At 65.3% G+C, this 7,604-nt stretch carries 5 protein-coding genes; 1 reads left to right on the top strand and 4 read right to left on the bottom strand.

The features are described from left to right. Window positions 1–208 precede the first annotated feature (208 nt). A complete protein-coding gene (locus tag ACP5E6_RS14785; RefSeq protein WP_427955202.1) occupies window positions 209–2,377 on the top strand; it encodes a GAF domain-containing protein in 2,169 nt (722 codons plus the stop codon). Window positions 2,378–2,396: 19 nt separating this feature from the next. Here the strand turns inward: ACP5E6_RS14785 and ACP5E6_RS14780 are convergent, their stop codons facing one another. Genes ACP5E6_RS14780 through ACP5E6_RS14765 form a run of 4 tightly spaced genes read right to left on the bottom strand, consistent with a single transcriptional unit; the run spans window position 2,397 to window position 7,312 of the window. Further along, complete coding sequence (locus ACP5E6_RS14780; RefSeq protein ID WP_427955200.1) at window positions 2,397–3,134, bottom strand: ABC transporter ATP-binding protein; 738 nt, start codon at window positions 3,132–3,134, stop codon at window positions 2,397–2,399. After that, on the bottom strand, window positions 3,127–5,139 hold the full coding sequence (locus ACP5E6_RS14775) for an ABC transporter permease subunit (RefSeq protein WP_427955198.1): 2,013 nt from the start codon (window positions 5,137–5,139) through the stop codon (window positions 3,127–3,129). The genes ACP5E6_RS14780 and ACP5E6_RS14775 overlap by 8 nt, the downstream gene beginning before the upstream one ends. Next, window positions 5,136–6,065, bottom strand: a complete 930-nt coding sequence (locus ACP5E6_RS14770; RefSeq protein WP_427955196.1) for a branched-chain amino acid ABC transporter permease — start codon at window positions 6,063–6,065, stop codon at window positions 5,136–5,138. The genes ACP5E6_RS14775 and ACP5E6_RS14770 overlap by 4 nt, the downstream gene beginning before the upstream one ends. A gap of 8 nt (window positions 6,066–6,073) precedes the next feature. Further along, entirely contained in the window at window positions 6,074–7,312 is a 1,239-nt protein-coding gene (locus tag ACP5E6_RS14765) for a branched-chain amino acid ABC transporter substrate-binding protein (protein WP_427955194.1), read from the bottom strand. Window positions 7,313–7,604: the final 292 nt, after the last annotated feature.

The following is a 7,604-nucleotide window of genomic DNA, read 5'->3' as shown; positions in this document are numbered from 1 at the left end:
AATCGCCTATCGCTCTGGGCCACGCCGCGTTCGCGGTGAGAGCGGCATGGTTGAGATTCAGGGCGCGGGCACGGGAGGGGTTGAGGCGTTGGCGCGTCGCGGGTTGGGGGCGGGCGGTGGTCTTGCCTGACCGGGAATGACCCCCATAGAGGGGGATCATGACAGCTTGTGGCAGCGGGACGGCGGCGGCGTGAGAGGGAATTCGGGGATGGTTGCGAAATTCATGGCGTCGCCCGCGTTCGGTGAGGCTGATCTGTCGAATTGCGAGCGCGAGCAGATCCATCTTGCCGGTTCGATTCAGCCGCATGGCGCGTTGCTTTTGTGTCGTGAGCCTGAGTTGGTGGTTGTGCAGGCGAGCGAGAATGCCGCGGCGTTGCTGGATCTGGGGTGTGATCCGGTTGGCGTGCCGCTGGCGCGGCTGGCGGGGGATTTGGTGCGGCGGATCGGGCCGCATCTGAAGCTGGCGCTGCGCGAGCAGCCGCGGGCGTTTCGCTGCGTGATCGGGCGGGGGTTGCGCGAGGTTGATGGGCTGATGCACCGGCCGGCGGGCGGGGGGCTGCTGATCGAGCTGGAGCCGGCGGGCGGGATCATCGATGTTACCGGGCAGATCGAGGCGGGGTTGCAGATTGTTCTGGTGTCGGCCTCGCTGGCGCAGCTGTGCGATGAGACGGCGCGGATTTTCAAGGGTCTGACCGGGTATGACCGGGTGATGGTCTATCGGTTCGACGACGATGGCCATGGCGAGGTGTTTTCCGAGCAACGCGAGCCGGGGCTGGAGGCGTATCTCGGCAATCGTTATCCCGCGACCGATATTCCGCGGATCGCGCGGCGTTTGTATGAGCGCAACCGGGTGCGGATGCTTGTGGATGTCGGGTTCAGCCCGGTCGGGCTGGTGCCGCGGCAATCGCCGATCAGCGGCGAGGCGCTCGATATGTCACTGTGCATGTTGCGCAGCTCCTCGCCGATCCATGTGCAGTATTTGCAGAACATGGGGGTGCGGGCGACCCTGGTGATTTCGATCATGGTGGGGGGGCAGCTCTGGGGCTTGATCAGCTGCCATCATTACGCGCCGTTTCTGGTGCCTGCCGAGATCAGGGCGGCGTGCGAGTTTCTGGCCGAGGCGGTGGCGACGCGCATTGCGGCGCTGGAGAGTTTCGCGCAGACGCAGGCTGAATTGTCGGCGCGGCGGCTGGAGCAGCGGATGGTCGAGGCGCTCTCCCGCGAGGGGAATTGGAAGAACGCGCTGTTCGACAATCCGCAGGCCTTGTTGCATCCGGTGCGGGCGAGCGGGGCGGCGCTGCTGTTCGAGGGCGAGGTGACGGTGACCGGGGATGTTCCGGGCACGGCGGACCTGCGTGACATTGCCGCCTGGCTCGATGACCAGCCGGGGAATGAGCTGGTTGCCACCGCGGCGCTCGGCCGCGAGCGGCCGGGGTTCGCGGCGCTGAGCGGGGCGGCGAGCGGGGTGCTGGCGGTGGCGCTGGCGCGCACGCCGGGGACCTATCTGATCTGGGTGCGTCCCGAGGTGGTGCGGCAGGTGACCTGGGGCGGCGACCCGACCAAGCCGGTCGGGGTTGGCGGCACGGTGGCGGATTTATCGCCGCGCCGGTCGTTCGCGCAGTGGCATGAGGTGATGCGCGGTCAGTCCGAGCCGTGGACGGATGCGGATCTGGCGGCGGCGCGGCTGATCGGCGCGATGGTGGCGGATGTTGTGTTGCAGTCGCGCTCGGTGCGGGTGCTGATTGCGCAGGATCAGCTCGATCAGGTGCGGCGCGAGGTGGCGCTTTCGACTCAGCCTGTGGTGATTGCCGGGGTTGCGGGCGAGATTCTGCTGGTCAACCGGGCGTTTGCGACGTTGATCGCGGGGTCGAACAATCCGTTGCAATCGCTGGCGGATCTGGCGGCGTTGTTCGTTGATGCGGATCAGGTTGGCGAACGGCTGGCGGCGTTGCGGCGGCATCATGTGAGCTGGCGGGGCGAGGGGGCGATGCGGCTGGACAGCGGGGCGAGCCGGCCGCTGCTGGTGCGGGCTGATCCGATTTTTGCCTCGGCGGCGCGGGTGCTCGGATTTGTTCTGATGTTCACCGATATGACGCAGCAGAAGGCGGCGGTGGCGGCGCGGCGGCAGTTTCAGGACGGTATTCTGGAGCACAACCGAAGGGTTGGCGGGTTGATGACCTCCAACGATGATCTGGTGTTTCAGGGGCTGCTGCGATCGATCGTGGAGAATGCGCAGCTGGCGGCGCTTGAGATCACCGATCGGATCGATCCGGCGCGGATGCCGGAGATGCTGGAAAGCGTGCGGGATTCGGTGCGGCGCACGATTGTTGTGCTGAATAATCTGTTCGCCCATGCCGATGGGGATGATGCGGCGTGAGCGGGTGCGGTGAGCGGGGTCAGGCTTCGACCTGCAATTCGCCGAGATAGGCTTCGCGGATGGCGGGGTTGGCGGCGAGGGTGGCGGCGGGGCCGGAGAGGACGACCTGGCCGGTTTGCAGCACGTAGCCGCGATCGGCGATTTGCAGCGCCATGTTGGCGTTCTGCTCGACCATGAAGATGGCGACACCCTGGCGGTTGATGGTTTTGATGATGTCGAAGACGATTTCGACGAAGCGGGGGGAGAGGCCCATCGAGGGTTCGTCCATGCAGATCAGGCGGGGTTGCGCCATCAGGGCGCGGCCGATGGCGACCATTTGCTGTTCGCCGCCGGAGAGCGTGCCGGCGAGTTGGGTGCGGCGTTCCTTGACGCGGGGGAACAGCTCGTAGACGCGTTCGATGCCGGCATCGAAATCCGGGCCGCGTTTTTGCGTGTAGGCGCCCATTTCGAGATTTTCGAACACGGTCATGCGCGGGAACAGCCGGCGGGCTTCGAGCACCGGGGCGATGCCGCGCCGGACGCGTTCGGCGGTGCTGAGGCGGTTGATGATTTCGCCGCGGAACCGGACCTCGCCGGCGGTGGGGATGACGGTGCCCATGATGGTTTTCATGGTGGTGGATTTGCCGCTGGCGTTGCCGCCGAGCAGGACGATGATGTCGGTGCTGCTCATGGTGTAATCGACGCCCTTGAGCACGTGGAGGTCGCCGTAATGGGTGTGGACGGCGTCGAACTCGAGCAGGGGGGCGAGATCATGCATCGATGGTGCCGCCGATGACCGAGCCGCGGCCGATATAGGCTTCGATGACGGCTTCGTTGCGCCGGACGGCTTCGGCGGGGCCTTCGGCGAGTTTTTCGCCGTAATCGAGCACGATGACATTGTCGGCGAGGCGGGTGACGACGTCGAGCTTGTGTTCGACCAGGAGGATGGTGAGGCCCATGGCGCGGAAGCCGGCGATCTGTTCGGCGAGTTCCAGGCTTTCGGCGGGGTTCATGCCGGCGGTGGGTTCGTCGAGCATCAGAAGGCGGGGGCGGGTTGCCAGGGCGCGGGCGATTTCGACGCGGCGGCGGTTGGCGTAGGAGAGTTGGGCGACGCCCTGGTCGATCCGCGGGATGAGGCGGTTGCCGAACATGGCGAGGAGTTCCATGACGAAGGCGCGGGCTTCCTCCTCCTCGGCGCGGACGCGGGGAAGGCCGAGGACGATGCTGGCGGGGCCGGCGGTGAGATGGGCGTGCTGGCCGATCAGGATGTTTTCCATCACGGTGAGGGTCGGGAACAGGCGGATGTTCTGGAAGGTGCGGGCGATGCCGTGGCGCGAGATCTGATCGGGGCGTTGGCCGATCAATTCGGTGCCGGCGAAGTCGATCGAGCCGCCGGAGGGGGTGACCAGGCCGGTGATGCTGTTGAACAGGGTGGATTTGCCGCTGCCGTTGGGGCCGATGACGGCGACGATGCCGTTGGCCGGAACCGCGAGCGAGACCGATTTCAGGGCGGTCAGGCCACCGAACCGCACGGTCAGGTCGCGCACGGCGAGGGCGGCGGGGGCGTGGGCGCGGGCGGCGGTGGCGGTCGCTTCGGTGAGGCGCGCGATGGCGGGGGCGGCACCGCGCGAGACCGCGGCATCCTGTTCGGCGAAGCTCAGGCGGATTTCATTGCGGCTGACCGGCACCAGACCATCGCGCCGGTAGAGCATCATGGTGACCAGGATGATGCCGAAGATCAGTTCGGAGGCGGAGGTGAGTTGCAGATTGGACAGGAAGGGCGAGCGCAGCGCGTTGCCGAGCGACTGCACCAGCGCGCTGAGCTCGGGCAGAAACCACGCTTGCAGAAGTTGCAGCGAGACCGCGCCGACGATGGCGCCCCAGACACTGCCGAGGCCGCCGAGGACGATCATGACCAGGACCATGATGGAAACCGGCAGGTCGAACATGTCGGGCGTCGCGGTTTGCAGCTTGGCGATGTAGAACGTGCCGGTGAGGCCGGCGAAACCCGCGCCCATCGCGAAGGCGAGGAGTTTCAGGCGCGTGGTGTGGATGCCCATGGCGGCAGCGGCGATTTCGTCCTCGCGGATCGCCATCCAGGCGCGGCCGATGCGCGAGGGCTTCAGGCGCAGGCTGATGAACAACAGCAGAAGGACGATGCCGAGGCCGACATAATAGTAAGGGGTGGAATCGATGCCGAAGCTGGTGCCGAACAGCGAGGGCGGGCCGACGCCGTTGAGGCCTTCGGCGCCGTTGGTCAGGGAACTCCAGTTGCGCACCACGATCGGGACGATCTCACCGAAGCCGAGGGTGACGATGGCGAGGTAGTCGCCCTTCAGGCGCAGGGTGGGCGCGCCGAAGGCGATGCCGAAGGCCGCGGCGATCATGGCGGAGACCGGCAGCATCAGCCAGAACGGGAAGGTGAAATGGACACTCGCCGTGGCGCCGATGCCGAGTTTGGCGACGAAGCCGATCGCTTCGAGCGGCGCCCAGGCGGGCGACCAGGGCGGGTGGAGCTGGTAGGAGTTCAGGATTCCGTAAGAATAGGCGCCGATGGCGAAGAAGGCGGCATAGCCGAGATCGAGCAGGCCGGTGAAGCCGACCACGATGTTCAGGCCGAGCGCGAGGGCGGCGTAGGCGCAGCAATTGGCGGCGATGTCGATATTGGCCTGGCCGGGTCCGAGATAGGGGAAGGCGGCCAGCACCGCCAGAAGGGCGAGCAGCAGGATTTGTTTCTGGCGCGACGAGAGGCGGGCGAGGCTCGCGCTGATCGGTCGCGTCATGAGCGGTTGGGCGCCAGCATGCCGAGCAGACCGGCCGGGCGGAATACCAGTGTCGCGATCAGGATCGAGAAGATGATCACATCGGCCCAGCGCGCCGCGATATATTGGCTGCCCATGGTCTCGATCAAGCCGATCACCAGGCCGCCGAGCATCGCGCCGGGGACGTTGCCGATGCCGCCGAGCACGGCGGCGGTGAAGGCGCGCAGGCCGGCGGTGTAGCCGATGCTGTATTGGGCGAAATTATAGTAGAGGCCGAAGATCATGCCGGCGGCGCCGGCGAGGGCGGAGCCGGCGAAGAAGGCGATCATCACCACGGTATCGACATCGACGCCCATCATGCGCGCGGCCTCGGGGTCCTGTGCGACGGCGCGCATCGCCTTGCCGAGTTTGGTGCGTTTGACGAACAGGTTGAGCCCGACCATCAGGACGAGAGAGACCACCCAGATCAGGATTTCCTTGAGGCGGATGACGACGCCGGCGATGTGATAATTGGCCTGGGGCATCGGGTCGGGGAAGTTGAGCGCTTGCGCGTTGGTGGCCAGGAGGACCAGGTTGAACAGGATGTAGGAGACGCCGATGGTGGTGATCATGGCCATCGGGCCTTTGACGTTGCGCATCGGGCGCAGGGTGTAGCGTTCGATCAGGACGCCGAGCGCGCCGGAGGCGACCATGGTGACCGCGAGGGCGATCAGAAGGGTGAACACCAGCGGCGCGCCGTGCAGGATGGTCGACTGGCCTTGCAGACCGAAGGCCTGAAGGACGATCAGCGCGATGAAGGCGCCGACCATGAAGACGCTGAAATGGGCGAAGTTGATGAGTTCGAGGATGCCGTAAACCAGGGTGAAGCCCAAAGCGAGCAAGGCATAGACCGAACCGAGACTGACACCGTTGACAATCTGCTGCAGGAAGATCGCCGTATTGGTCATCGGGGCGGCTAACTCTGGGGCGCCACACCGATATAGTGGGTTTGCTTGTTCAAATCGGCCAGCGGCGCGTTTTTGTCCTGTTTGAACTGGAACACGGCGACGACCCGGGTGATCAGATCGCCATATTTGTCGAACGAGATCGGGCCTTGCAGACCATTAACGTGGACGGTCTGGATCGCGTTGCGGACATTGGCAGAGGTCAGTGGTTTGCCGCTTTTCAGGACGGATTTGATCCCGGCGATCGCGACCAGGGCGGCATCATAAGAGGTGATGGCGTAATCGTCGGGCTGCATGTTGTAGGTTTTGGCATAGAGCGAGACCCAGCTGGCGAGGTTCGGATCATCGACGACATGGGGCGAGGCGTTGGTGGCGTACCAGCCCTGAGCGGCCGGGAAACCCGCGGCGGTCATCATTTCGGGGCTGAGAATGCCATCGCCGCCGCCTTTGATGATGCTGGGGACGATCTGATAGGATTGTTTGACCAGCTTGACGCCGGCCTGCATCGTGCCGCCGTAATAGAGCGAGGCCGTCGAGGTTGCCTTGATTTTGGTCAGGACGGCTGAATAATCGGCCGATTTCGGATCGAGCCGGTCGCGACCGAGCAGTTTGATGCCCTTGGCCTTGGCCCGCGCCTCGAACGCATCGGCGAGGCCGACGCCGTAGGCGCCGCTGTCGTCGAGCACGTAGACGCTCGGCACTTTCAGGACCTCGGCATAGAAATTCGCCATGTTCGGGCCTTGATAGGCATCGGTCGTGACGGTGCGGAAATAGATCGGCTTGCCACCCGGATCGAATTCGCCGGCGTATTGCGGGGCGGTGATGTCGGGGGCGGTGGAACTCGGCGTGATCGTCGCGAGCATGCCCATCGACAGGATCGGGGCCATGGCCTTGCCCGAACCGCTCATTTCCGGCCCGACATTGGCGAGGACCGTTTTGTCGCCGACCAGTTTGCGCGCATTGGTCGCGGCCTGGGCGGGGTCGTACTGGCCGGCGGTGGCGGTGGCGTTGTTGAGCACCATCGGCTCCAGCGTGATGCCCTTCAGCTCGCCGCTGGCATTGGCCAGTTTGATCGCGAGCAACGCGCCGTTCAGAATGAGGTGGGCGGCCTCGGCATCGGCGCCGGTCAGGGGCAGGGTGATGCCGATCCGGTAGGTTTTGTCGGCGGCGAGGGCGATCGAGCCGCCGCAGGTCATCAGGGCGGCCGCCGCAGCGGAACCGCGTAGCGCAAAGCGTCGCGTTATCGTCATGAGCCCCATCCATATTGTTTTTGTGTTACGCCAGGCACTCAGACTAGCTTGCTGCGGCAGGAACGCAAGCGGAATTTCTCGAGGTTTCGTGATCAGCCGCGCCGGGTCGAAAGGAGGGCCGAGTGATGCCGGATATTCATCTCTATGCGGGATTCGTCGTGACCGTCACGCTGCTGATGCTGTTGCCCGGCCCCAATGTGAGCCTGATCGTCGCCAACAGCATCCGCCATGGAACTGTCTATGGGCTGTTGACCGTGGCCGGCACCAGCACGGCGATGGCGCTGCAGCTCAG

It is taken from the genome of Acidiphilium sp. (assembly GCF_049977125.1).
GTDB lineage: Bacteria > Pseudomonadota > Alphaproteobacteria > Acetobacterales > Acetobacteraceae > Acidiphilium.
Note: the sequence above shows the minus strand (reverse complement) of the source record. Positions and strands in the feature narration are given on the sequence as shown.